Raw genomic sequence first — 22,426 nt, forward strand, 5'->3', positions numbered from 1 at the left:
GCCAGCCGGGACAAGGCATCACGCCGGCGCCATTACCCTGTCCATCAGGCGCTGGGCCAGGCGACTTCCCTCCTCTCGGTTTTCAAGATCGGAAAGGTCGTCGAGCAACTCGCAGCGCCACAGCCAAATGTCCTCTTCCAGGATTTCGGCCACGAAGGGATAACGGCCCGAGGGTAGCTCGAAAGCTCGACGCTCACCCTCGGCTGGTGCCGTCATACTGCCAAAAATCGGGAACAGCACCAGCGACAGCGAGACTGGGCTGATCAGCGCACCGACCAGGTAGTCACGCCCCGTCGATGCCACGCCAGCGTCGGGACAGGCTTGAAAACACAAGGCGTCGACATCGAGATGAGGGTTACGTTCGGGTGCTGCCTCGAGTGCGCCGGCCTGGCGGCGTTTCCAGGCCTGGGCCATCTCGTTCAGGCGCCGGTACTGCTCGGGCGTCGGGGCCAGCATGGCACACTCTCCTTTTACGAAAATGATCGGGGTCCCGTTCGGCAGGATGCCTCGCGGCTGCTATTCTGGCAGTTCCATGCGCGACGAGGAATGCCCATGCTTCCCCAGCAACGCCTAGAGCTGGCCGTCTCCATCGCCCGGGAGGCAGGCGAACGGATCGTGGCGGCCAGGCACAGCCAGACTTTCAATCAGCAGCTCAAGCACGGTCAGGAACTGGTCACCGATGTGGACGTGGCCGTCGATACCCTGATCAGCGAACGCCTGGATGCCGGCCTGCCGGGCGAGCAGCGGCTCAGCGAAGAGCTCGCACCGGACCGCGAGGTAATGCGTACGGCCGATGCCCTATGGGTCATCGACCCCATCGACGGCACCGTCAATTTCGCCCACGGCCTGTATCATGTCGCGGTTTCCATCGCCTGGGTCAGCGAGGGCAAGACCCGCCTGGGTGTCGTCCATGCCCCCTTCCTCGGCGAGACTTTTACCGCGCTTTGCGGCCAGGGCGCCTGGTGCAACGGCAAGCCGATTCACGCCAGTCGCACTACCAACCTGCAGCGCTGCCTGGTGGGCACCGGATTTCCCTACCGGCGCGACAGCCGCCCTCCGCTCATGCGCCGCCTGCTGGCCATCCTGGAGCACTGCCAGGACGTGCGCCGCAACGGCTCTGCCGCTCTCGATCTATGCGACGTGGCCTGCGGTCGCCTGGATGCCTACTACGAGAGCGTATCGCCTTGGGACTTCGCCGCCGGAGTGCTGATCGCTCGTGAGGCCGGTGCCCGCACCGGACACCTTTATCCCTGTCCAGAGGGCATTCCCGAAGATCTCTACGGCGAAAACCTGCTGGTCAGTACCCCCGAGATTCATGCCGAGCTCGGCGACCTGCTGCGCGCAGCCGATGCCAACGAACTCAGGACGTACTGAGGATTTCACCCGCAACAGTGCGATAGCATCCTCCAATCGGGCCCCTAGCAGCCTGCTATTGGCCCCCTGTCCTTCCATCCGTCACAATGCCACCCAGGAAATTATCTTCAGGAGAGCTTTTTATGTTCGTGGTCATCTTCGGTCGTCCCGGTTGCCCCTTCTGCGTTCGTGCTCAGCAGCTCGCCCAGAGCCTGGAAAGTGCCAATGTGATAGAAGGGCATCGCTACGTGGATATTTGGGCCGAAGGCATCAGCAAGGCCGATCTGGAGAAGACCATCGGCAAGCCGGTCTCGACCGTACCACAGGTGTTCATCGACCAGACCCACGTCGGCGGCTTCACCGAGTTCGACCGATACGTGCGCGAAAATGCCCTGATGGCATGACGGCCAGCGCCGGGACAGTGTCCCGGCCTGCCTTCTGCGTTCAATTCACGTTTAACGTTCTTCCCGCGTTGAAAGCCGTTCCTGACCAGCCCCTATACTGAGGTCTAATGCGCAAGCGCATCTGGACAATAGGAACGGCACGATGCAAAGGGAAGAATTCCTCCAGCAGCTCTGGCTCGACTACATTCATCATCATCCGGATGTGGGGATGCTGCGTCTGTGGCCAACGGATGCGCCGGTCGAGTACTTGACGCTTCTCACCCTCAACCAACCTCCCTTCGCTGCCGATGACTTGCTGCCGACGCTGGGTCATCTCGGCTATCGTCCCGTGCATCGCTACGCCATGGCGGATCGTGGCCTGCTGGTGTCCCTGCTGGCACCGCCGGACAACGGCACCTGGCTGGTGCTGGCAGAATTCCAGCTCAGCAGCCTATCGCGTGTGCCGCGTGACGAGCTTGCCGGATTGGTCAGCCACGCGCATCCTCAGGATACCCGCGGCAAGAATCTGCTGAGCCGGGGCCGCCCCTGGGCCATGCCCAGTTGGGATATGTATCGAACGCTGCACGACGCACACCCCCTGGCAGCCTGGATTGCCGCCATGGGGCCGAGCGTGCATCACGCCGGCTTCGATTGCGAACGTCTCGGCAGCAGTTTTGAAGCCCTCGACGCCGCCTTGTTCGAGGCTGGCCTCTCGGGAAGTGAAGATCGCCACCATGGTGTCTTCCCCGTATCACCGCTGCTCCAGTATCGCTTCTACCCCACCTGCTCGCGGCGCCTTGCCTTCGCCGAGGGTGACGAGCATCGCATCTGCCTGGGTGGCTTGGCCCTGATCCAGAAACGTCTGAGCAGCGACCATGAGCGCAGCGTGGAATTGCTGCTACCCCACCACACGCGTTGCGAGCTTACCTGAGCCAGTGACCGTCGCGTTATCCACAGAATCTGTGGATAACGCTGTGCAAGACGCTGTGACAAGCACCCGCGGCCCAAGAATGACGCGTGTCGCTCACACTGATCATAAAATCATCACGTATTGAAACGAAAAGGCCCAGGCAAATTGCCCAGGCCTTTGCGCTACCGCTCATGCCTCAATCGAAGGTCATTTCCGGCACGTGATCGGGCACGATCAGCTTGCCGGCGGTCTTCTCGACAATCTCCTCGACGCTGACGCCGGGAGCGCGCTCCTTGAGGATGAAGCTGCCGTTCTCGATCTCCAGATAGGCGAGGTCGGTGAGTACCCGGTTGATGCAGCCGGCGCCGGTCAGCGGCAGTGTGCACTTCTCGAGCAGCTTGGATTCGCCATGCTTGGAAGCATGGGTCATGGTGCAGATGATGTTCTCGGCGCCAGCCACCAGGTCCATGGCGCCGCCCATGCCCTTGATCAGCTTGCCGGGAACCATCCAGGAGGCGATGTTGCCTTCCTGGTCGACCTCGAAGGCGCCAAGCACGGTCAGGTCGACATGGCCGCCGCGGATCATGGCGAAGGATTCCGCCGAATCGAAGATTGCCGCCCCGGGCCGGGCCGTCACGGTCTGCTTGCCGGCATTGATCATGTCGGGGTCGACTTCGTCCTCGGTGGGGAAGCGTCCCATACCGAGCAGGCCATTCTCCGACTGCAGCATTACGTCGATACCCTCCGGGACATAGTTGGCCACCAGAGTCGGGATGCCGATTCCCAGGTTGACGTAGAAGCCGTCCTTCAATTCTTGCGCCACGCGCTGTGCCATCTGTTCACGAGTCAGTGCCATCTTGTTTGCCTCTTGTGTTCGGTGGAGAAGCGATACCGGCCGCAGCCGGCCTGGAAGCGGTGGCGGGCTCAGCCCTCGCGCACGGTGCGCTTCTCGATGCGCTTCTCGAAGGTGCCCTGAATGATACGGTCGACGTAGATACCCGGCGTATGGATCTGGTCGGGGCGCAGCTCACCCGGCTCGACGATCTCCTCAACCTCCACCACGGTGACCTTGCCGCAGGTGGCGGCCAGCGGGTTGAAGTTCTGGGCGGTGTCGCGGTACACCACGTTGCCGTAACGGTCGGCCTTCCAGCCCTTGACGATGGCAAAATCGGCGTGGAATGCCTCTTCGAGGATGTAATGCCGCCCATTGAATTCGCGCACTTCCTTGCCCTCGCCGATCGGTGTGCCGTAGCCCGTGGCGGTATAGAAGGCAGGAATGCCCGCACCGCCGGCACGCATCTTCTCGGCCAGGGTACCCTGCGGAGTCAGGATCACCTCGATCTCTTCGTTGAGCATCTGCTGTTCGAACAGGGCATTTTCGCCCACATAGGAAGCATAGAAACGCTTGATCTGTTTATCTTCCAGCAACACGCCCAAGCCGAAGCCATCGACGCCACAATTGTTGGAGATGACGGTCAGGTCCTTGACCCCGCGGCGCTTGACCTCGGCGATCAGGTTTTCGGGGATCCCGCACAGGCCGAAGCCCCCGGCAACCAGTGTCATGCCACTTTCGATGCCTGCCATTGCCTCTTCGTAGGAGTACACTCGCTTATCGAATCCGGACATCGCAAAGCCTCGTCTTGTTGTGAAATGGAATACAGAAATGACGGTACATGATCAGTGTTGATCCGCCCAATATATTTGTTAAGTTTGTTTTTTTTATCAATTGATATGAATTATTTATAAAATGGGCCATCCGTCATGACCGTCAAGCAGCTTCGCGCCTTTCTCGCCGTCGCCCAGACCCTCAGCTTCACTCAAGCCTGCGAGCGGTTGCACCTGTCGCAACCGGCGCTGAGCCTTGCCATCAAGGGGCTCGAGGAAACTTTGGGCGGCGCACTGCTGATTCGCAGCACACGCAGCGTCCGTCTCACACCGGAAGGCGAAGTACTGGTACCACTGGCCAAGCGCTTGTTGGCCGACTGGGACAATACCGAGGAGCTGCTGCGGCAACGCTTCACTCTCCAGCTCGGCCGCGTGGCTCTGGCCGCCATGCCCTCCATCGCCTGCAACCGGTTGCCTCGTGCGCTGAGACGTTTTCGCGAGCGTTTTCCCCGGGTCAACGTAACGGTGCACGACGTGATCAACGAGCAAGTGATCGACATGGTGCGCCATCAGCAGGTCGAGCTAGGCATCGCCTTCGAGCCGGAAACCCGTGAAGGCATCGATTTTCTGCCGCTGTTCGACGATACCTTCGTTGCCGTGCTGCCCCCCGATTCGCCCCTCGTCGAGGCCGAATCGATCGACTGGAAGGCTCTGCTCAGACACGACTTCATCACCCTGCAGCGCCCATCCATGGTGCGCATCCTGCTGGAACAGGCGCTGGCGCGCCAACAAACGGAGCTTCCGGTGGCTTTCGAGAGCCATCAGCTCGCCACCGTCGGGCGTATGGTGGCTAGCGGCCTGGGCGCCAGCGCCGTACCTTCGCTGTGTCGCGAACAGATGCATGAACTCGGCGCACGCTGCGTACCGCTCTACGCTCCACAGATCCGCCGTACCGTGGGTGTGGTGCTCGGTGCGGGCCAGGAGCTGTCAACCGCAGCGCGAGCGCTTCGCGAGGTGCTGCAGACGACCCTGTGCGAACCGCCTGCGTGAAACGAGGTGCTGGGCAGCCTGAGCCCGATCCATTAGCATGTGCGGCTATCGCCCAAAAGAGCAAAGGCGCAACGATTAAGGAGTCAGGCATGTCGACCCTGAAAGGGCTCGTCAGCGTTCTGCTATTGGTGGTCAATACCCTGTTCTGGACGGTTCCCCTGATCCTGTTGACGGCGCTCAAGCTGGTCACCCCGACGCGTCGGCTGCGCCTGATCGTGCTCCGTGGTCTGAACGGCGTGGCACTGAACTGGATAGGGTGCAACCTGTGGTGGATGCGCCACTGGTTGAAACCCCAGCTCAACGCAAGCCTGCCCGACGGGCTGACGCCCGAGCAGCGCTGGCTGGTGGTCTCCAATCACCGCAGTTGGACCGACATTTTCATGCTGCTCATGGTCCTGCATCGGCGCATACCGATGCCGCGTTTCTTCCTCAAGCAACAACTCATCTGGATACCCATCGTGGGACTTGCCTGGTGGGCACTCGAATACCCCTTCATGCGCCGCTACAGCCGCGAGCAGATCGAACGCAACCCGCAGTTGGCGCACGTCGACCGCAAGGCGACCGAGCGCATGTGCGAACGTGCCCGCGAAATGCCGCTGGCTATCTTCAACTTCGTTGAAGGCACACGATTTACCCCAGCCAAGCGCGACGCGCAGAATAGCCCCTTCCGCCACCTGCTTCGGCCCAAGGCCGGCGGTGTCGCCCAGGTACTGAGCCTGCTAGGCGAGCAACTCGACGGCATCCTCGACGTCACCCTGCACTATGCAAACCCGGACCCGACCTTCTGGGGCTTCTTGTGCGGACTCGAGGGGCCGATAACGCTCCAGGCTCGCCGTCTCGAGGTACCGGGCTGGATGCTCGACAGTCGCTACCATGACGATCCGCACTACAAGGAACGCTTCCACTCATGGCTCAACGCCCTGTGGCAGGAAAAAGACCAGGCACTCGAATCGCGCTGATACTGCTTTGCGTACTTTCACTGCTGTCGCTCGCCGGCTGCGCCTCGCCGGGCGGTAGCGTCCAGCGCAGCGAACAAATGCAACGCGGCGGCGATTCCGGCATTGCCGGCAATTGGGTCGTGGTACAGCGCGGCGACACCCTCGGCAACATCGCTGCCCGCGCCAACGTGCCGCTGGCTCGGCTGCAGCGTTTCAACCCGGATGCCAATCCCAACCGGCTGGCGGTCGGCCAGCGCTTGCTGATACCGACCCAGCAGGAACGCGCCCCCTCTGGCGGCCCCTACCGCTACCAGATTCGCCCCGGCGATACTTTCTCGGCGGTCGCACGGCGCTTCAATACCACGCCGACGCGGATCCAATCGGCCAATCCCGGTGTCGCACCGACACGACTGCGCGTGGGCCAGATTATTCAGGTGCCCCTGCGCGGCTCGACCGGTGCGGTGGCGGCAAGGCCCTCGAGCAACCGTTCGAGCGGCGGTTCGACCAGCGCCCCGGCGCGCTCCGCCACGCCGTCCGCCGCGCCGAGCTCGGTGCCGAGCTCGGCACGCAACTGGCCCTGGCCGCTGGAGGACTACCGCATCGTTCGCCCCTATGGCACCGACAGTCATGGCACACTGCAGCCGATGCTGCTCGCCACCAGCCGCGGCGCCCGAGCCAAGGCAGTCGCCGACGGCGACGTGCGCTTCGCCGGCAGCATGCGCCAGCTCGGTCGCGTAGTGATCGTGCACCATGCCGACAACCTGCAGAGCGTCTACGCCCTATGCGACAGCCTGCTGGTAGACGACGGCGCGCGTGTCACCCGCGGCACGCCGCTCTGTGAAGTCGGCTTCAGCAATGCCGCGGAGCGTTTCGACCTGCTGTTCGACATGCGGCTCGGCGGCAAGCCGATCGATCCCCGCCGAGTGCTGCGTTAGCGCCATGGCGACGGCGGCTTGGGAACGTCTGCTGGTGACGCCGGCGCTGTATCGCTACCGCGGCGTGCTGGGCGAGCCCGAGGCCAGCGAGGCCCTGGCCAGGCTGGAAGCGGAGCTGGATTGGCAACGTCCCAGTCTGCGCCTGTATGGTCGTGAGCATCCGATTCCCCGCCATCAAGTGTGGATGGGCGAGCCCGAGGCGCGTTACCGCTACTCGGGACGTGACTTTCATCCGCTGGCCTGGCATCCGGCTGTCGCCGCCATACGTGAGCGAATCAACCACCTGCTGACGTCTCGAGGTATCGAAACCGGCTTCAACAGCGTCCTGCTCAACCGTTATGCCGACGGGCATGAACGCATGGGCTGGCACAGCGACGACGAGCCGGAGCTCGGCGAGGACCCCGTCATCGCCGCCGTTACGCTGGGCAGCGAACGGCCGTTGCGGTTCCGCTGGAAACATGGGAGTGGCGAGGCTTTCAACGTCTGGCTGCCGCATGACAGCCTGCTCCTGATGGGATCCGGCTGCCAGTCGAGCCTGCAGCACGCCCTGCTGCCACGACGCATCCCCGGGCTACGCATCAGCCTCACATTTCGCCGTGTCCTGTCGCATGCCGAGCGTCACTGAGGCGCAGGGTCAGCGCGCCTGGCGATAGAGACCCCACAGGGTCGTGATCAGGGTACGCAAGAAAGCTGTAGGTCAGGCCGAAGTCGATGAAGGCGACCGGCACCAAGGTACCCGCCACCGCCAGTGCCCGCTGTTCGCCCGAGCCTGCACCGACACCGCGGGCGAACAGCCACAGCGGAGCGAAATAGAGCGCCAGTAAGGCCAGCAGCCCCGGCAGCCCGCGCTTGACCCAGGCATCGAGAATGTCGTTGTGAGCGTGCCAGAAACGCCCCAGTGCAGGGTCCTGCTCCCCTTCCGCGCCGCGCTCGCGCATGGCGGCCTGGTAACCGCTGCTACCCCAGCCCAGCAGTGGGCGCTCCAGTATCAGCTGTGAAGAGCCTCGCCACATTTCCAGCCTGGCACTGACCGAGGTCATCTCGTCATCGCCGGCCACATACTGGCGAACACTGTTGACCGCGTTGTCGACTCGCGTCGCCACGCCGGTCTGCGGCATCGCATACAGGCTGCCCAGCAGCGCCATCAATGCCGCCACCAGCGTCACCCGCCAGCCCAACGACAGGCGGCGACCATGACCCCGATAGAGCACCCAGATGGCCAATGGCAAGCCGATCCAGCCCCCACGTGAACCGGACAACGCCGAAGTGAGCAGGCCCGCCAGGCCACCGGCTATCAATAGCAGCGACCACGCCCAGCGATCGCGACGGGCAAACGACCAACTCAAGCCTGCGAAGCACAACAGCCCCATCAACAGCCCCAGGTTGCCGAACAGGATGGCGTGCAGCGGCTCGTGACCGTTGGCACGCGCCGTCCCCTCGATCACGCGCTGCCAGAGGGCCCAGGCACTTGCCGCCAAACTGCCCAAGGCCAGGCCCGCCCACAGCCAGGTGGCGGGAACCCTGGCTCTGGCGAAGGCCAACAGGGCAACCGCGACGAGCGCGAAGGGCCAGGCTTCGGTCAGGCCAGCGGTGCCTTCGCCATGCACCAGGAGCATGCCGACCCAGGTCAGGCCTTGCAGCACCATTGCGGCCACGAGCAGCAGGTCCTCGCGTCGCGGAAACGCATCGATCTGCCCCTCTTCGCCAAGCCAGGCTGCCGCCAGCAACAGCAGTGGCACGAGGATGAGTACTCCCCACGGCAGCGCCAACGTCGCCGCCCCCAAGGTGAGCATGGCCAAAGCCGACAAGCTGGCCCCGCACTGCTCTTTCACACTACGCGACATGGCTCTGGGGAGCGGCCGACAGGAATTTTCTTCGATCATGGCAATGGCTCATCCGTTGATACGCTGCCGTCAACGACGCCCGGAGGAACTGCCCTCCTGGCTCCCCTGGCGCCGTACTGGAAAATTACCTCTCAAAGAATAGTGGAGTCGCCCGCATCCGAACGGTTCCCTGACTTGTTCACTCGACGGTGACGGACTTGGCCAGGTTGCGCGGTTGGTCGACATCGGTATCGCGCGCCACCGCCACATGGTAGGCCAGCAGTTGCAATGGCAAGGTGTAAACGATGGGCGCCAGGAAGCGGCAGCAGCCGGGCACCCTGACGACCGTCATGCCCTCCTCCTGTTCCAGGCCGCTTTCGGGGTCGGCAAATACCACCAGTTGACCGCCACGCGCCCGCACCTCCTGCAGGTTGGACTTGAGCTTGCCGATCAACTCGTCCATCGGCGCCAGCGCCACTACCGGCATGTTGCCATCGATCAGCGCCAGTGGGCCATGCTTCAGTTCCCCGGCGGGATAAGCTTCGGCATGAATGTAGGAGATCTCCTTGAGCTTGAGCGCCCCTTCCAAGGCAATCGGCATCTGCGAACCGCGCCCCAGGAACAGGGTATGCCGGTAGTCGACGAAGCGCTGGGCCAGCTCGGCGATCTCGGCATCGAGCTGCAGCGTATCGCCAAGCAGGGTCGGCAGGTAGCGCAGACGATGCACCAGCCTTGCCGTCAGGTCCTGCTCGCCGCCACGTAGCTGACGCAGAGCCAGGGTCACCAGCATCAGCGCGGTCAACTGGGTAGTGAAAGCCTTGGTCGAGGCCACGCCGATCTCGGGGCCGGCATGAGTCATCAGGCTGAGGTCGGATTCACGCACCAGCGAGCTGCCCGGCACATTGCAGATCGCCAGCGCCCCTGCGTAGTTCTCGCCCTGGCGCTTGCGCGCATGACGCAGGGCGGCCAGGGTATCGGCCGTTTCGCCCGACTGCGACAGGGTCAGCAGCAGCGTGCCTGGAGGAGCCACCACCTCACGGTACCGGTACTCCGAAGCGATCTCCACCTGGCACGGTACGCCGGCCAGCGCTTCGATCCAGTAGCGCGCCACCATGGCGGCATGATAGCTGGTGCCGCAGGCAACGAGATGGATTTGACGGGTCCTGCCGAGGAGCTGGCGGGCTTGGGGACCGAAAGCCTCGATCAGCACCTGATCGCTGCCCAACCGCCCCTCCAGGGCGTTGGCCACGGCCACCGGCTGCTCATGAATCTCCTTGAGCATGTAGTGTTCGAACTCACCCTTGCCGACCGCCTGGTCGTCATGTTCGTAGCGCAGTACTTCGCGTACCACGGGGACGCGCTGCCTCTCGATGTCTAGCCCATATACGGCGCAGCCTCCGCGCGTGGCTTCCACCAGATCGCCATCCTCGAGATAGACGAAACGATCGGTCACCGTCAGCAGCGCCAGTGGGTCGGAGCCCAGGTAGCAGCCCTTTTCGCCGATTCCCACCACGAGCGGGCTGCCATGGCGCGCGCCCACTACGCGATCGGGCCTGTCGGCATCGATCACACCCAGGGCGTAGGCGCCTTCGAGCCGCGCTACCGCCGCCTCGACCGCCTTCAGCAATTCTCCATGACCTTGCAATTCATGTTCGATCAGATGCACCACGACCTCGGTGTCGGTCTGGGAAGTAAAAACATAGCCCTGTGCGGTTAGCTCGGCCTTGAGTTCGTGGTGATTCTCGATGATGCCGTTGTGCACGACGGCGATGCGGCCCGACACGTGAGGATGGGCGTTGTCCTGGCTGGGCTCGCCATGGGTTGCCCAGCGAGTGTGGGCCACCCCGGTCATGCCCGTCAGCGATGACGACGACAACAGCTGCTCCAGCGCCGCCACCTTACCTACTTCCCGGGCACGACCCAGCTTGCCGGGAGCCTCCACCAGGGCGACGCCGGCTGAATCATAGCCCCGGTATTCCAGGCGCCTTAGACCTTCCATCAAGATGGGCAGGACATTGTCCGCACCCACTGCAGCTACGATGCCACACATGTTCTCTTCTCCATGATCGGTGCCACGACCTCGTGCCGTGAGCACTAGGCAATGAATTCGCGGTGCGATGCGCCGGCTGCGATGAGACCGGCTGGCAGCCATCCCAGGCCGACAGTTTTTTCAGAAGGTGCGCCCTACCTGTGCCGCTCCAGAACCGGCCGCAACGGCGTCACGGTCATCTTCGCGCTCACCGCCTGGGCTTCGCGACGACGCTTTTCCAGCCATACCAGATCGACGATCTCCCCCTCGGGCCGGTAGGCCGTCGGAGCCTCCAGCAGCAGGCTGCGAATACCGTCGTGATGAAAGTTGCGGCATGCCTCGAACAGCCGGTCGAGATAGCCCTCGAGGCGCGGCCACTCCCAGAACACCTCCTGGGCCGTCATGATGCGCGGGTGCGAGGTGGCTGCGACGTCATTGCCCACCAACAGCTCCTCGTAGAGCTTCTCTCCCGGACGCAGGCCGCTGTAAGCGATGGCGATATCGCCATCGGGACTATGCTCGTCGCGCACCTTCAGCCCCGATAGCCGCACCATCTGGCGCGCCAGGTCGGCGATACGTACCGGTTCGCCCATGTCGAGCACGAAGACGTCGCCACCCCGTGCCATGGCGCCGGCCTGGATCACCAGTTGAGCCGCCTCGGGAATGGTCATGAAGAAACGGGTAATGTCCGGGTGGGTCACGGTAATCGGACCACCCGCCTGGATCTGTTCGCGAAACAGCGGTACCACCGAGCCGCTGGAACCCAGCACGTTGCCGAAGCGCACCATGCAGAAGCGAGTGGCATCCTGATGCTTGGCAAACGCCTGACAGATGAGTTCGGCCAGGCGTTTGGTGGTACCCATCACGTTGGTCGGTCGTACCGCCTTGTCGGTGGACACCAGCACGAAGGTCTCGACCCCGGCCTCCATCGCCGCCCGGGCGGCAGAGAGCGTGCCGAAGACGTTGTTCTGCACCCCCTCGACCACGTTGTGCTCGACCATCGGCACATGCTTGTAAGCGGCCGCATGGTAGACGGTCTGCACTTCGTAGGCCTTCATCACCGCAGTCAAGCGCTTGCGGTGCTGCACCGAGCCGAGTAGCGCTTCGATGCTTACCTCGAGCCCTTCAGCCTTGGCGATGCGGCGCAGCTCCTGTTCGATGCGGTAGAGCGAATATTCGGAGAGATCGAGCAGCAGCAGCCGCTTGGGGCCGTGGCGCAGGAGCTGACGGCAGAGTTCGGAACCGATGGATCCCCCCGCCCCGGTCACCAGCACTTCCTTGTCGCGAATGTTGGCGTCCATCAGGGTGGGATTGGGCGGCACCGGATCGCGCCCGAGCAGGTCCTCGACCGCCACGTCACGGACCTCGCTGATTCTGGCGCGCCCGGTCACCATATCGGCCACGCCGGGAATCGTCTGTACCGGAAAGCCCTGAGGCTCGAGCTCGGCGAGGATCTCACGGCGGCGTTCGCGGCTCACGCTGGGCATCGCCAGCAGCACCCGTTCGGCACCGTAGGTATCGGACAGGTACCCCAGCTGGCGCGGCGGGTAGACCTTGAGACCCTCGATGTAAGTATTCTGCAGGCTCACGGCGTCGTCGACGAAGGCGATCGGCAGATACTCCTGGCCATGGCTGAGCGATACGGCCAGTTGACGCCCTGCGGAACCGGCACCGTAGATCACCACGCGCGGCTTGTGGCGGATCTGGCTGCGCAGGTAGATGGCACGCAGCCCGAAGCGCACCCCACCGATGGTCAGCAGCGCCAGCATGGCATAGATGAAGGGCACACTGCGGGGGATGCCGAGAGCGAAGAGATAGCTTGCCAGCGGCAGCGACAGCGCCGACACCACTACCCCGATCACCACGGCGCGGATCGCCTTGGGGCCCAGATAGCGGATCACCGCACGATAGAAGCCAAGCCTCACGTAGATCGCCAGGCTCAGTGGGATCATGATCAGCAGCGCCATCCAGGTGCGTACCTCCACCAATGGCGCCCAGTCCTCCAGGCGCAGCAGCATGGCCAGCAGAAAGCTCGCCGCGATCAGCACGCAATCGACCACTAGTTGAATGGTGCGCTTCTGCCGTCTGGGCAGGCGGAACAGGGATTGCAGTAGATTTCGCATATCGTCTCTCCATGACCGAGCGCCAGGACGCTCGCCTCACTCCGGCATCAGGTGCAGGCCTGCGCCATGATCTCTTCGAGCACCGCGCAGGTCCGCGCGAGCTCGTCCTCGGTCAGCGTCGGATGACAGAGGAACATCAGGCTTGTCTCGCCCAGTTCATGGGCAACGGGTAGCGGTCGATCTGGCCGCCAGCCGGTGCCCTCGAAGGCTTTTTCGCGATATACCTCCGAACAGGAACCCGAAAAGCACGGCACCCCGGCGGCATTGATCTCGGCCATGACGCGATCGCGATCCCAGCCCGGCCCCAGCCGGTCGGGTTCGACGAAGACGTAACACTTGTATGCTGCGTGGTCGCAGTGGGACGGCACCTCGGGCACACGCAGGCCGGGGCTCCTGGCCGCTGTCTGCCAGATGCGCCGCGCATTGGCCTGCCGGGCGGGTTTCCATTGCGGCATGCGGTCCAGTTGGATACGACCGATGGCGGCCTGCATCTCGGTGAGCCGCCAGTTGGTGCCGAAACTCTCGTGCAGCCAGCGGAAGCCGGGCGGGTGCTTGCGCCGATACACCGCCTCCCAGCTCTTGCCGTGGTCCTTGAAGGCCCACATGCGCTGCCACAGGCCGCTATCGCTGGTGGTGACCATGCCGCCCTCGCCGCCGGTCGTCATGATCTTGTCCTGACAGAACGACCAGCAGCCGACATGTCCAATGCTGCCTACGCTGCGCCCGCGGTAACGCGCCCCGTGGGCCTGGGCACAGTCTTCGATCACGTAGAGCCCATGACGCTCGGCCAGGGCCATGAGCGCATCCATCTCGCAGGGCCAGCCGGCCAGGTGCACGGCAACGATTGCCCGGGTGCGTGGCGTGATCTTCTCGGCCACGCTCGCGGCAGTGATGTTCTGCGAGGCCCGGTCCACATCGGCGAATACCGGCCTGGCGCCAGAGGTGACGATGCTCGAGGCCGAGGCCAGGAAGGTGCGTGACGTGACGATCACTTCGTCGGCCGGGTCCTCGCCGATGCCGAGCCCGCGCAGGGCGAGGTCGAGCGCAACGGTGCCGTTGGCCACGGCAATGGCATGTTCGCTGTCGGCGAAGCGGGCGAACTCACGCTCGAACTGGCGGCACTCTTCACCGGTCCAGTAGTTGACCCGGTTGGAAAGCAGCACGCGACTCGCCGCATCGGCCTCTTCGCGGGTGTAGCAAGGCCAGGGGGAAAAGGGTCCGTTGAGCATCACGATCTTCCTTGTGGAGAGAGCAGGTCGAAACGCAGCACGTTCGAGGCATCGGGAGGAATGTCATCGTCTCCGCCATTCGCTGGCGATAGTGGGCGAGCCGGCACACCAGCCACCACGAGATGGCCTGCGACATCGGAGACTACCGCTGCTCCGGCCCCGACCATCACGCCTTCACCGATGGCCACACCCTGGCGCACCACCGCACCGGCGCCGATCCAACTGGTGCGGCCGATCTCCACGTCGCCGGCCACGTTGGCGCCCGGAGCAACGTGCACGCAGGCACCCAGGCGGCAATCGTGATCCACGGTAGCGGCAGAATTGACGATGCTGCCCATGCCGAGTTCGGCAAAGGCATTGATGACCGCCCCGGCCATGACCACGCTGCCCGGTCCGAGGCACGCCATCGGGCTGACCGTAGCACGCGGATGCACTAGTGAGACGACCCTGGCGCCATGCGCCAGCAAGGCATCGAGCTTGGCTTCACGGATGGCGTTGTGCCCGATGGCCACTACCACACCTTCGAAACTGGACAGGTCGCGCAGCAGCATCGGCAAGGTGCCTTGCACTTCCCAGTGCTCATGACGGGTCTTCTCCGGCCAGGCATCGTCATAGAAGACCAGGTCCTGCCAGCCGGCGTGGATGGCGATGTCAGCTACCACCTTGCCATGACCGCTGGCTCCGAGGATGGCGAGACGACGACGATTACTCATGATGGTGACCTCCGCGGAACCTCGGCATGGCGACATCCCCGTCGTGGGCGATGCCTTCTCGAACCAATACTTTCTTCACCGTGAGCAGCAGGATGCGCAGATCCAGCCACAGCGAGCGGTGGTCGACGTACCACACGTCGAGCTCGAACTTTTGCTCCCAGGAGAGCGCATTGCGGCCATTGACCTGGGCCCAACCGGTCACTCCCGGGCGCACTTCGTGGCGTCGGGCCTGGCGTGGCGTATAGAGCGGCAGATACTCCATCAACAGCGGACGCGGTCCGACCAGGCTCATGTCGCCCTTGAGCACGTTCCAGAGTTCCGGCAGCTCATCGAGGCTGGCGGCGCGCAGCCGTTGCCCCAGGGGTGTCAGGCGCGCCGCATCGGGCAGCGGCTTGCCGTCGCGGTCGACGGCGTCGCGCATGGTGCGGAACTTGATCATCTCGAAGGCGCGGCCGTGACGCCCAGGCCGGGTCTGGCGGAACAGCACTGGCGAGCCGAGCCTCAGCCGCACCAGCAGTGCCACCGTGAGCATCAGCGGCAAGAGCAGCGCCAAAGTCACCAGGGAGACCACGATATCGAACAGTCGCTTCATTGCTTCTCATCCATGACGTCGTTCATGATGCCGGCCAGACGCTCGGCCAGGATCCGGTAGTCGTAGACGGCTTCCATATGGGTCCGCCCCGCTTGTCCCATACGCGCGCGCTCCTCGGGCGTCAGCGCCACCAGCCGCTTGATCGCCTCGGCCAGGGCCAGAGGGTCCTCGGGCGGAACGGTGATACCGGCCCCCGCCTCGGCAACCGGATCATTGACTGCCGCCGAGGCGATGATCACGGGCCGTGCGGCGGCCATGTAATCGAACAATTTGTTCATGCTGATACCGAAGCGGTAGAGCTGCGGCAGATCGCGTACCGTGATCACGAAGGCGTCGGCCTCGCGGGCCAGCGCCGGGATCTCACGCTTGGGCACCGGCGGTTCGAAGCGCACCCAGCGTTCATCCAGCCCGAGCCTGCCGGCCTGACGGATCAGCTCATTCTTGGCCGGGCCGTCGCCGATCAAGCGAAGCTGTACCGGTACCTCGCTGTCGCGGCAGTCCTCCCTGACGATCGCCATGGCCTCCAGCAGGTCGGAGAGCCCGTTGGCTTCGCCGTGGCTGCCGAAGTACATCAATGACAGCGGCATCTCGGGTGGCCGCGGCGCGGGTGGAGTGGGCGCGGGAAACTCGGCGAGATCGACCCCGTTGGAGAGCCACACCACACGCTCCTCGGGTACGCCCAGCGGGGCGATATAGTCCACTGCCCGTGGCAGCAGGGTGAGCACTCGGTGTGCACGGCGATAAAGGAAGGTTTCCAGCCTGCGCAGCCCCCGAGTCATCGCCGCCCCCTCCCGCAGCCGGCCCATGTCGATCAGGGTCTGGGGCCAAAGATCGCGCACCTCGAAGACGAACGGCACCCGGTGGCGGCGCGCCAGCCACCAACCGGCCAGAGCAGCGAAGGGATGCACGCTCGAGCCGACGATCAGGTCGGGGCGTTCGAGCCCCGCCAGGCGCGTCGGCCTTATCGCCTGCCATGCGTACTCCAGCATGTTCTTCATGCGCCCACCGCCGTTGCCCCGGTAGCTGGAGGTGCGCAGCCACAGGAAGCGAACGTCGCCACAGGTCTCCAGCCGCCAGGGCTCGCCCGGTGCGAGGCGCTGCTCACCGCTGGGGTGGTCGACGCTGGAGGCGATCAACGTGGCGCTCCAGCCATGTGCCGGCAGGTGCCGGGCGAGCTGGTAGTGACGGGCCCCACCAGCCGCATCGGGGTGCTTGGCATAGTGGTTCAGGATCCAGACGTGTTTCATGAAGTCCTCGGTCAGCGGGAAAGGGCGCAATAGGTATCCAGCAGCTTGCGTTCCTCCTGCTGCCAGTTGTATCGCTCGTTCACGGCCCGCTGGCCGTTCTTGCCCATCTCGCGGGCACGCTCGGGATGGGCCACGATGAAATCGATGGCATCGGCGATCGCCGCGGGATCGAGCGGGTCCACGCACAGCCCGCAATCGCTGCCTTCGACGATCTCGCGCCAGAGCGGGAAATTAGAGGCGATCACCGGCAGCCCGGCGCTCATGTACTCGAACATCTTCACCGGCAAGGCATCGAGATAGTTGATAATGGGATGGAGCGTCACCAGGCCGGCGATCGAACTGGCCATGACCCGGCGCACACCGGCACGATCGAGGTAGCCGTGCGGCTCGACTCGCGCCCAGCCGGCATAGGTCATCACCTCCTGCTCAAGAGCGAGTGTCTTGAAATCGCCGGCGAGCTGCAGCCGGCACTCCTGCTCGATCATTTCCATCGCCCGTACGATCTCGCGAATGCCGCGGACCTCGGCGATGCCGCCCACATAGCACACCGCCGGAGGCTGACCCGCACTGGCGGTCAGGCGCGCATCGGGCGCGCCGTCGAGTTCGCCCAACATGGGAAAATTGTTGACGTCCACGACTTGGGAATGGAACTCGCTGAAACGATCGCGGATATAGGGCGTTGCCGCCACGATGACATCGAAGTGACGGCAAACTCGCCGCTGGTATGCCTCGACACCGCGCGAAAGCACCTGCCGGGTGGCCTTGCCCAGATAGTGCTTGGCCAGCATCTGGCGCGGCAGGTCCTCATGGGCGTCGTAAATCACTTGCTTGCCAAGCCGCTTCAGGCGCCGCCCCACCGGCATCAGTTCGGGGTCGTGCAGGTGATAGAGATCGGCATCCAGCCGTCTGGCCTGATCAAAGACGCGACGCGTGGTCTTCACGACACGATTGAGACGTCCGGGCAGGTGCCCCACGTCGACGATGGAAACCCCATCGCGCTCCTCGTCTCCCTCGCCGTCAGCGACGACCAGCGTCACCGGGTAGCCGTCGGCGGCCAGCGAGCGGCACTGCTTATGAAAGATGCGAGTGTCATAGCGCGGATGGGCGGAAGTCAGGTGTACCACTCTCATTATCGTTGCGTCCTTGTAAATCCCTGGCAGCGTCATGCCCCGGTTCGTCGTGGTGGAGACTATTGGTGACGGCCTGCTGCGTGTTAGCGCTGCTGCGACCTTGTCGTGAGGCGACAAGGGCATTGGCGAAGGCCCCCCAGCCGAGTGCCGGTAGCGGCCAGAACACCGGCTTGGCCAGGACCATCAGCAGCAGACAGACGAAGTTGATGGAGAAGGCGAACACCCAGGCGGCGGCGTGATCGCCCATGAGAATCAAGCGGTAGGCGGCACCGACGAAGGCGGAGAATGTCAGGCCGACATAGAGGGCGAAGCCCAGCAGACCGTAGTTGACCCAGGCCGACAGCATGCTGTGGGCATAGCCGCCGGTCATATCCGCCGAGGCGATGTGTCCACCGAAGCGGCCCAGCAGCGGGCTCGAGAGGATCTGCTCAACGGCTCGCTGCCCCAGGTTCTGGCGCGCCAACCACGAACTGGTCCCGGACAGGTCGAATATCTGCAGCTGACGACTGCCTGCCAGCGCCTCGAACTGGCTCACCACCAGCGCAATCAGGGCAGCGACTACCGCCAGTAGCGTGAGCATGTACTTGACGCTCATGCCCGCCCACAGCATCAGCAGCAGCGCCGAGAGCGCGAGGAAGGCGTAGAGCTCCGAGCGCGCCCCCAGCACGAACATGACGAAGGCCCCGACTACGATCAGCACGGCACGCACCACGGCACGTTCGCTGACAGCGATCAGAAACAGCAGCAGAACCAGGGCGCTGCGCGCATAGCCCTGGTAGGTGGAGACGCTGTCCCCCGCCTCGACCTCGGCCTCGATCATGCGTCGGGCGAAGAACATCCACTGGCCGGTGGTGGCGACATGGAACATCAGGTAGCCGGCAATGAGCACGAAGGCGATCCAGAAGGCGCGCGTCAATCGCGGCGAAGCGAGCGGTACGCGATAGCCCAGCACGAACAGCACCAGCCACAGCACAAGCGTCTCCACGGTCTGGGTCAGCGCCGCCCGCATCACGCTGCCCCCTATCAAGCCGTAGTTGCCGACCGACCACAGCAGCACATATGTAAAGAAGAACAGCGTGACCAGCGCATAGCCGCGGGTCGTGGCCAGCAGGACGTACAGTTGGGACGGCAACAGCGCGCAGTAGACGATGAACATCAATACCGACACCACCCCGAACAGGCCACCCAACACCGGCGGAATCATCCCCATCGCTACCAGGGTGTGGTAGAGGATGAAGCCCGGAAATAGCACATAGAAACCGATGGCCGAGACGCGTGTCGTCAGCGCATCACCGGACAGGACCATGCCGATACCCCTGCGTCGCTCAATCAGCCAGCACGCGCTCGTAGAGCTCGCGCTGGTCCGACGTGGTCAGTTCCGAGTTGTGCCACAGCAAGGTGAAGACACCGCCCATGACGCGGCAGCGCGCCTTGAGCTTGCTAAAGCACCTGAATGCCTCTTCTCCGGTGCCGAGGCCGAGATAGAGCGGCGAGATTACCGATGCCTCCATGGCGATCAGCGGCCGGATGCGCAGCGCCAGAGGTTCGCCCTTGACCGGGTCGAAGGCCGGGTAGTCGAAGCAAGTGCCACAGCGGAATCCGGGCGATTCGGCGTAACCCAGCGTGGTGTCGTAATCCAGGCCGGCCTGCACGTATCCCTGCAGCGTCAGCGGCATTTGCCAGCGCAAGTAGTGCATGCGCCCGCCCCACTGCGCCTGCTCGATGCCCTCCTCGGCGCACACCCGGCGCAGGCGCACGGCCTCGTTGGCCAGCTCCTTGGGATTGCGGAAGGTGTGATAGCTGGGGTGCAGGCCGATCTCGTGGCCGCGCGCATGCATGCGCCGCATCAGATCACGCATGGCCGGATGTTCCGGCTCGTAGTCGGCATCCTTGCGCGGGTCGGTTCGGCCGCAAATGAAGTAGAAGGCGCTGGTCAGGCCATGACGCTCGGAGACATCCATCAGCCAGTCAAAGGTATTGAGCGGATCCAGCGAATGCAGCCGGCGGCGGGTACTCAGTCGGACCCAGGGACCGACCACCAGCGCCTGTGGGCGGCGATGCAGCAGGACATCGCCCAGCATGGCCCGCGCCAGCTTTATGTCGCGGGCGAAGCCGTAACGGCTGGGGCGATCGACATCGTGGGTCGGGCGCTGTGCGAAAACGTGCCGGCGCAGCTGTGCCTCCGGCCACTGGCGGAGAATCACCTGACCGAGCACCGCCAGCCATTCATCGACCACGGGCCTGTCCAGGTAGCCGTGGCGGCCGGCGTGGGAGACGCTGGCGGGGAAGCGGCCGTGGCGATCGAGGACCTGAGCGTCTACCTCCTCCTGCCGCGACAGCATCCAGTAGGTCATGCCGAGGATGTCATAGTGAATCGTCAGCCCTCCCGCCCTCGGCTCCACCAGCGGCTGTGGCAGGCTCGCGGCGCCCGGGGCCGGCAGCGGCAGGTCGAGCGGCGCGCGGAAACCTTCGGCCGTCGCACTCCACTGGCAGTGCGGAAGATCTCCTCCAGCCAGGTAGAATCCCGGCTGCAGGCGGTCGAACAGGATATGTCCCGGCGCCTCGGCGTGGCGAAGATAAAGCCGTTCCGGCCCGTCGCGCTCCAGCTTCAATGGCAGTCCGAAGCGCTCCAGCAGTATCTGCTCCAGCCAGGCAAGGACCGGCTCACTCGAGGTGACGCCCGAAGCAACCACGGTCAGGTTACCCGTCACGCAGGACGGATTCAGCGAGGCGTTCGGCCGCGCCTGGGAATTCCTATCGTAAAGTGCAGTCATGTCATTCACTTGGATTCCCTCTTCATCAGTGTGCGGGCCGTGACGTATGCCTCTCGGGCCAGTTGGCGAATGCCTCGCTGGCTAATCGTGTAGTGGCACACCAGTCGCCCGCCCCATGCCTCTTTCATCTCCGCCACCGGCGCGATGTTGGCGCCAATGAAATCGAAGACGGTGCAGCCTTGGCATTCGAAGAAATTCAGCGCCTCCTCTGCGACCAGGTTGTTGACGCCGTCCTTCATGGCTTCGGTCTTCATGCCCGCCGACCATGCCAAGGCATGGCCTCCCGGCGTGAACAGACAGACCCGTGTTCCCATCGCCTCGCCCTCGGCACTGCGCGCCAGGAAGCAGACGAAATGCTCCGGCCCCATCAGCTCGGCCAGGCGCGAGAGTTCCGCAGCATCGAGGCGATAGTCGAAGCCCTTGCGAGCTTCCGGGCCCGCCAGGCAGTCGGCCACCGCGCGGTAGTCCTCGGTGACCTCGCAGTGGTAGCCGAGCCGGCGACACTTGCGTGCCTTCTTGCGCGCGTTGGGGTCGATGGCGTCTTCGCGTGTGGCGATGTCCAGGTGGTAGGTGAAGCGCGGGCGCGCCGCCATGTTGGCCCACTCGAAGGGGCGCACGTCGTCGGCCACCGAGGAGAGACTCAAGCTACCGCCGAACTCGCACTGCTGCAGATACTCGGCCAGCCGGGTCAGGGCCAGGCGCTTGCGCCGATTACGCGAGGCGGGCCGCTCGCTGGCGCATTGGAAGTCGATGGGCAGATGGGGGTTGCGCGGCGGGGTCACCAAGCGGCCCTGGTGGTTACGGTAGAGCACGGTATCGAGCCGCCAGCCGTCTCCCTTGTCGGGCGTGAATGACAACGGCTCGGCCGTCAGCCCCCAACGCTGCTCGTTGAACTGGATCCATCCGGGATGGAACAGGGGATCGTTCGTCATGGTACGGCTTTCCTTTCCGTCTCCGTGGTCGGAGGCTGCGGTTCGGGTTCCGGGGTCAGCCCCTGCGTCGAGTCATCCAGATAGTCGTCGTCGAAGTCGCAGACCAGGTAATAGCGCAGCTCGCCGCTGACCGGATCGTGGTAGCGCTCGGCGATGCGAAAGCCGAGACGCAGGCTGGGCTTGAGCGAGGCGATGTTGTCCGCCGAGATACGTGAGGAGTAGCCACGCACACCGTTGGCACGGAAATGCAGGATGGCCGTGCGCCGTAGTTCAGTAGCCAGCCCTCGTCCGCGGTGGGCCGGGTGGACGCCGCTGAAGCTCGAGTGCACCCGTCCTTCGCGCAAGTCGCGGCTGCTGAAACCATAGAAGGCCGCTCCCACTACGCGTCCCTTGTTGTCGAGGGCAACCACGCCGAGACGATTTCCCGCCAGGCGATACAGACAACGCCGGGGCAAGTCCATCGCTCTGCCCTCATGCAACTCGGCATACAAGGCCAGCGCCCCGGCCAGATGCGCGCGCCGCATCGCGCACAGCCGGTAGCCGTCGTGATGGCGCAGCGGCACGGTGGCAAAATCCCGTGCCCGGCGAAGGTTGCGAGCGATCAACGCGGCCGCTTCGAAGGCGACCCGCAGGTATCGACTCGGTGCGTTGACGTTCATG

The 22,426-nt window shown here is 64.2% G+C and carries 22 protein-coding genes; 7 read left to right on the forward strand and 15 right to left on the reverse strand.

Annotated elements, in window-relative coordinates; all coding sequences use genetic code 11:
- Nucleotides 1-18: 18 nt before the first annotated feature.
- Nucleotides 19-456, reverse strand: a complete 438-nt coding sequence (gene hybE / locus HBJ55_RS01170; RefSeq protein ID WP_167110216.1) for a [NiFe]-hydrogenase assembly chaperone HybE — start codon at nt 454-456, stop codon at nt 19-21.
- Nucleotides 457-552: 96 nt separating this feature from the next.
- Between hybE and HBJ55_RS01175 the strand changes: the two genes are divergently transcribed.
- The 3 genes from HBJ55_RS01175 to HBJ55_RS01185 all read left to right on the forward strand — a co-directional run bounded on the left by HBJ55_RS01175 (nt 553) and on the right by HBJ55_RS01185 (nt 2,667).
- The gene (locus HBJ55_RS01175; protein WP_167110218.1) at nt 553-1,374 is read left to right on the forward strand and encodes an inositol monophosphatase family protein; all 822 of its coding nucleotides are present in this window, start codon (nt 553-555) and stop codon (nt 1,372-1,374) included.
- 122 nt (nt 1,375-1,496) lie between these two features.
- Nucleotides 1,497-1,757 carry a GrxA family glutaredoxin gene (locus HBJ55_RS01180; RefSeq protein ID WP_167110220.1) on the forward strand — a complete coding sequence of 87 codons (261 nt, stop codon included), beginning with the start codon at nt 1,497-1,499 and terminating at the stop codon, nt 1,755-1,757.
- A 142-nt stretch (nt 1,758-1,899) separates the two neighbouring features.
- Nucleotides 1,900-2,667 carry a VOC family protein gene (locus tag HBJ55_RS01185; RefSeq protein WP_167110222.1) on the forward strand — a complete coding sequence of 256 codons (768 nt, stop codon included), beginning with the start codon at nt 1,900-1,902 and terminating at the stop codon, nt 2,665-2,667.
- A 175-nt stretch (nt 2,668-2,842) separates the two neighbouring features.
- Here HBJ55_RS01185 and HBJ55_RS01190 read toward each other — a convergent pair whose 3' ends face one another.
- Nucleotides 2,843-3,502: a CoA transferase subunit B gene (locus tag HBJ55_RS01190; RefSeq protein ID WP_167110224.1), complete on the reverse strand. Its 660-nt coding sequence runs from the start codon at nt 3,500-3,502 to the stop codon at nt 2,843-2,845.
- Nucleotides 3,503-3,570: 68 nt separating this feature from the next.
- Nucleotides 3,571-4,272 carry a CoA transferase subunit A gene (locus tag HBJ55_RS01195; protein WP_167110226.1) on the reverse strand — a complete coding sequence of 234 codons (702 nt, stop codon included), beginning with the start codon at nt 4,270-4,272 and terminating at the stop codon, nt 3,571-3,573.
- Between the two features lie 135 nt (nt 4,273-4,407).
- Between HBJ55_RS01195 and HBJ55_RS01200 the strand changes: the two genes are divergently transcribed.
- The 4 genes from HBJ55_RS01200 (at nt 4,408) to HBJ55_RS01215 (ending at nt 7,799) form a co-directional block, all read left to right on the forward strand.
- Nucleotides 4,408-5,301, forward strand: coding sequence for a LysR family transcriptional regulator (locus HBJ55_RS01200; RefSeq protein ID WP_167110228.1), 894 nt, complete (start codon nt 4,408-4,410; stop codon nt 5,299-5,301).
- 89 nt (nt 5,302-5,390) lie between these two features.
- Nucleotides 5,391-6,260 carry a 1-acylglycerol-3-phosphate O-acyltransferase, YihG family gene (gene yihG, locus HBJ55_RS01205; protein ID WP_167110230.1) on the forward strand — a complete coding sequence of 290 codons (870 nt, stop codon included), beginning with the start codon at nt 5,391-5,393 and terminating at the stop codon, nt 6,258-6,260.
- Complete coding sequence (locus tag HBJ55_RS01210) at nt 6,209-7,174, forward strand: M23 family metallopeptidase (protein ID WP_167110232.1); 966 nt, start codon at nt 6,209-6,211, stop codon at nt 7,172-7,174. Before yihG ends, HBJ55_RS01210 begins: the two co-directional genes overlap by 52 nt.
- 4 nt (nt 7,175-7,178) lie before the next feature.
- Nucleotides 7,179-7,799, forward strand: coding sequence for an alpha-ketoglutarate-dependent dioxygenase AlkB family protein (locus HBJ55_RS01215; protein ID WP_167110234.1), 621 nt, complete (start codon nt 7,179-7,181; stop codon nt 7,797-7,799).
- Here HBJ55_RS01215 and HBJ55_RS01220 read toward each other — a convergent pair.
- From HBJ55_RS01220 to HBJ55_RS01275, 12 genes are all read right to left on the reverse strand, one after another.
- A complete protein-coding gene (locus HBJ55_RS01220; RefSeq protein ID WP_167110236.1) occupies nt 7,759-9,057 on the reverse strand; it encodes an O-antigen ligase family protein in 1,299 nt (432 codons plus the stop codon). The two genes, HBJ55_RS01215 and HBJ55_RS01220, sit on opposite strands and share 41 nt — an antisense overlap.
- A gap of 139 nt (nt 9,058-9,196) precedes the next feature.
- Nucleotides 9,197-11,047: a glutamine--fructose-6-phosphate transaminase (isomerizing) gene (glmS, locus tag HBJ55_RS01225; RefSeq protein ID WP_167110238.1), complete on the reverse strand. Its 1,851-nt coding sequence runs from the start codon at nt 11,045-11,047 to the stop codon at nt 9,197-9,199.
- A 134-nt stretch (nt 11,048-11,181) separates the two neighbouring features.
- Complete coding sequence (locus HBJ55_RS01230; protein ID WP_167110240.1) at nt 11,182-13,149, reverse strand: polysaccharide biosynthesis protein; 1,968 nt, start codon at nt 13,147-13,149, stop codon at nt 11,182-11,184.
- A gap of 47 nt (nt 13,150-13,196) precedes the next feature.
- Entirely contained in the window at nt 13,197-14,378 is a 1,182-nt protein-coding gene (locus tag HBJ55_RS01235) for a DegT/DnrJ/EryC1/StrS family aminotransferase (RefSeq protein WP_167110242.1), read from the reverse strand.
- Nucleotides 14,378-15,091 (reverse strand): acetyltransferase, encoded by a 714-nt coding sequence (locus HBJ55_RS01240; RefSeq protein ID WP_167110244.1) that lies wholly within the window; start codon nt 15,089-15,091, stop codon nt 14,378-14,380. The genes HBJ55_RS01235 and HBJ55_RS01240 overlap by 1 nt, the downstream gene beginning before the upstream one ends.
- On the reverse strand, nt 15,084-15,683 hold the full coding sequence (locus tag HBJ55_RS01245; RefSeq protein WP_167110246.1) for a sugar transferase: 600 nt from the start codon (nt 15,681-15,683) through the stop codon (nt 15,084-15,086). Before HBJ55_RS01245 ends, HBJ55_RS01240 begins: the two co-directional genes overlap by 8 nt.
- Nucleotides 15,680-16,930, reverse strand: coding sequence for a glycosyltransferase family 4 protein (locus tag HBJ55_RS01250; protein ID WP_167110248.1), 1,251 nt, complete (start codon nt 16,928-16,930; stop codon nt 15,680-15,682). The genes HBJ55_RS01245 and HBJ55_RS01250 overlap by 4 nt, the downstream gene beginning before the upstream one ends.
- An 11-nt stretch (nt 16,931-16,941) precedes the next feature.
- On the reverse strand, nt 16,942-18,060 hold the full coding sequence (locus tag HBJ55_RS01255) for a glycosyltransferase family 4 protein (protein WP_167110250.1): 1,119 nt from the start codon (nt 18,058-18,060) through the stop codon (nt 16,942-16,944).
- On the reverse strand, nt 18,020-19,366 hold the full coding sequence (locus HBJ55_RS01260) for a hypothetical protein (protein WP_167110252.1): 1,347 nt from the start codon (nt 19,364-19,366) through the stop codon (nt 18,020-18,022). Before HBJ55_RS01260 ends, HBJ55_RS01255 begins: the two co-directional genes overlap by 41 nt.
- A 19-nt stretch (nt 19,367-19,385) precedes the next feature.
- Nucleotides 19,386-20,834, reverse strand: a complete 1,449-nt coding sequence (locus HBJ55_RS01265) for a polysaccharide deacetylase family protein (protein WP_206022130.1) — start codon at nt 20,832-20,834, stop codon at nt 19,386-19,388.
- 5 nt (nt 20,835-20,839) lie between these two features.
- Nucleotides 20,840-21,766 carry a GNAT family N-acetyltransferase gene (locus tag HBJ55_RS01270; RefSeq protein WP_167110256.1) on the reverse strand — a complete coding sequence of 309 codons (927 nt, stop codon included), beginning with the start codon at nt 21,764-21,766 and terminating at the stop codon, nt 20,840-20,842.
- Entirely contained in the window at nt 21,763-22,425 is a 663-nt protein-coding gene (locus HBJ55_RS01275) for a GNAT family N-acetyltransferase (protein WP_167110258.1), read from the reverse strand. Before HBJ55_RS01275 ends, HBJ55_RS01270 begins: the two co-directional genes overlap by 4 nt.
- Nucleotide 22,426: the final 1 nt, after the last annotated feature.

Origin of the sequence: Billgrantia bachuensis, assembly GCF_011742165.1 — a bacterium.
Classification (GTDB): Bacteria; Pseudomonadota; Gammaproteobacteria; order Pseudomonadales; family Halomonadaceae; genus Halomonas; species Halomonas bachuensis.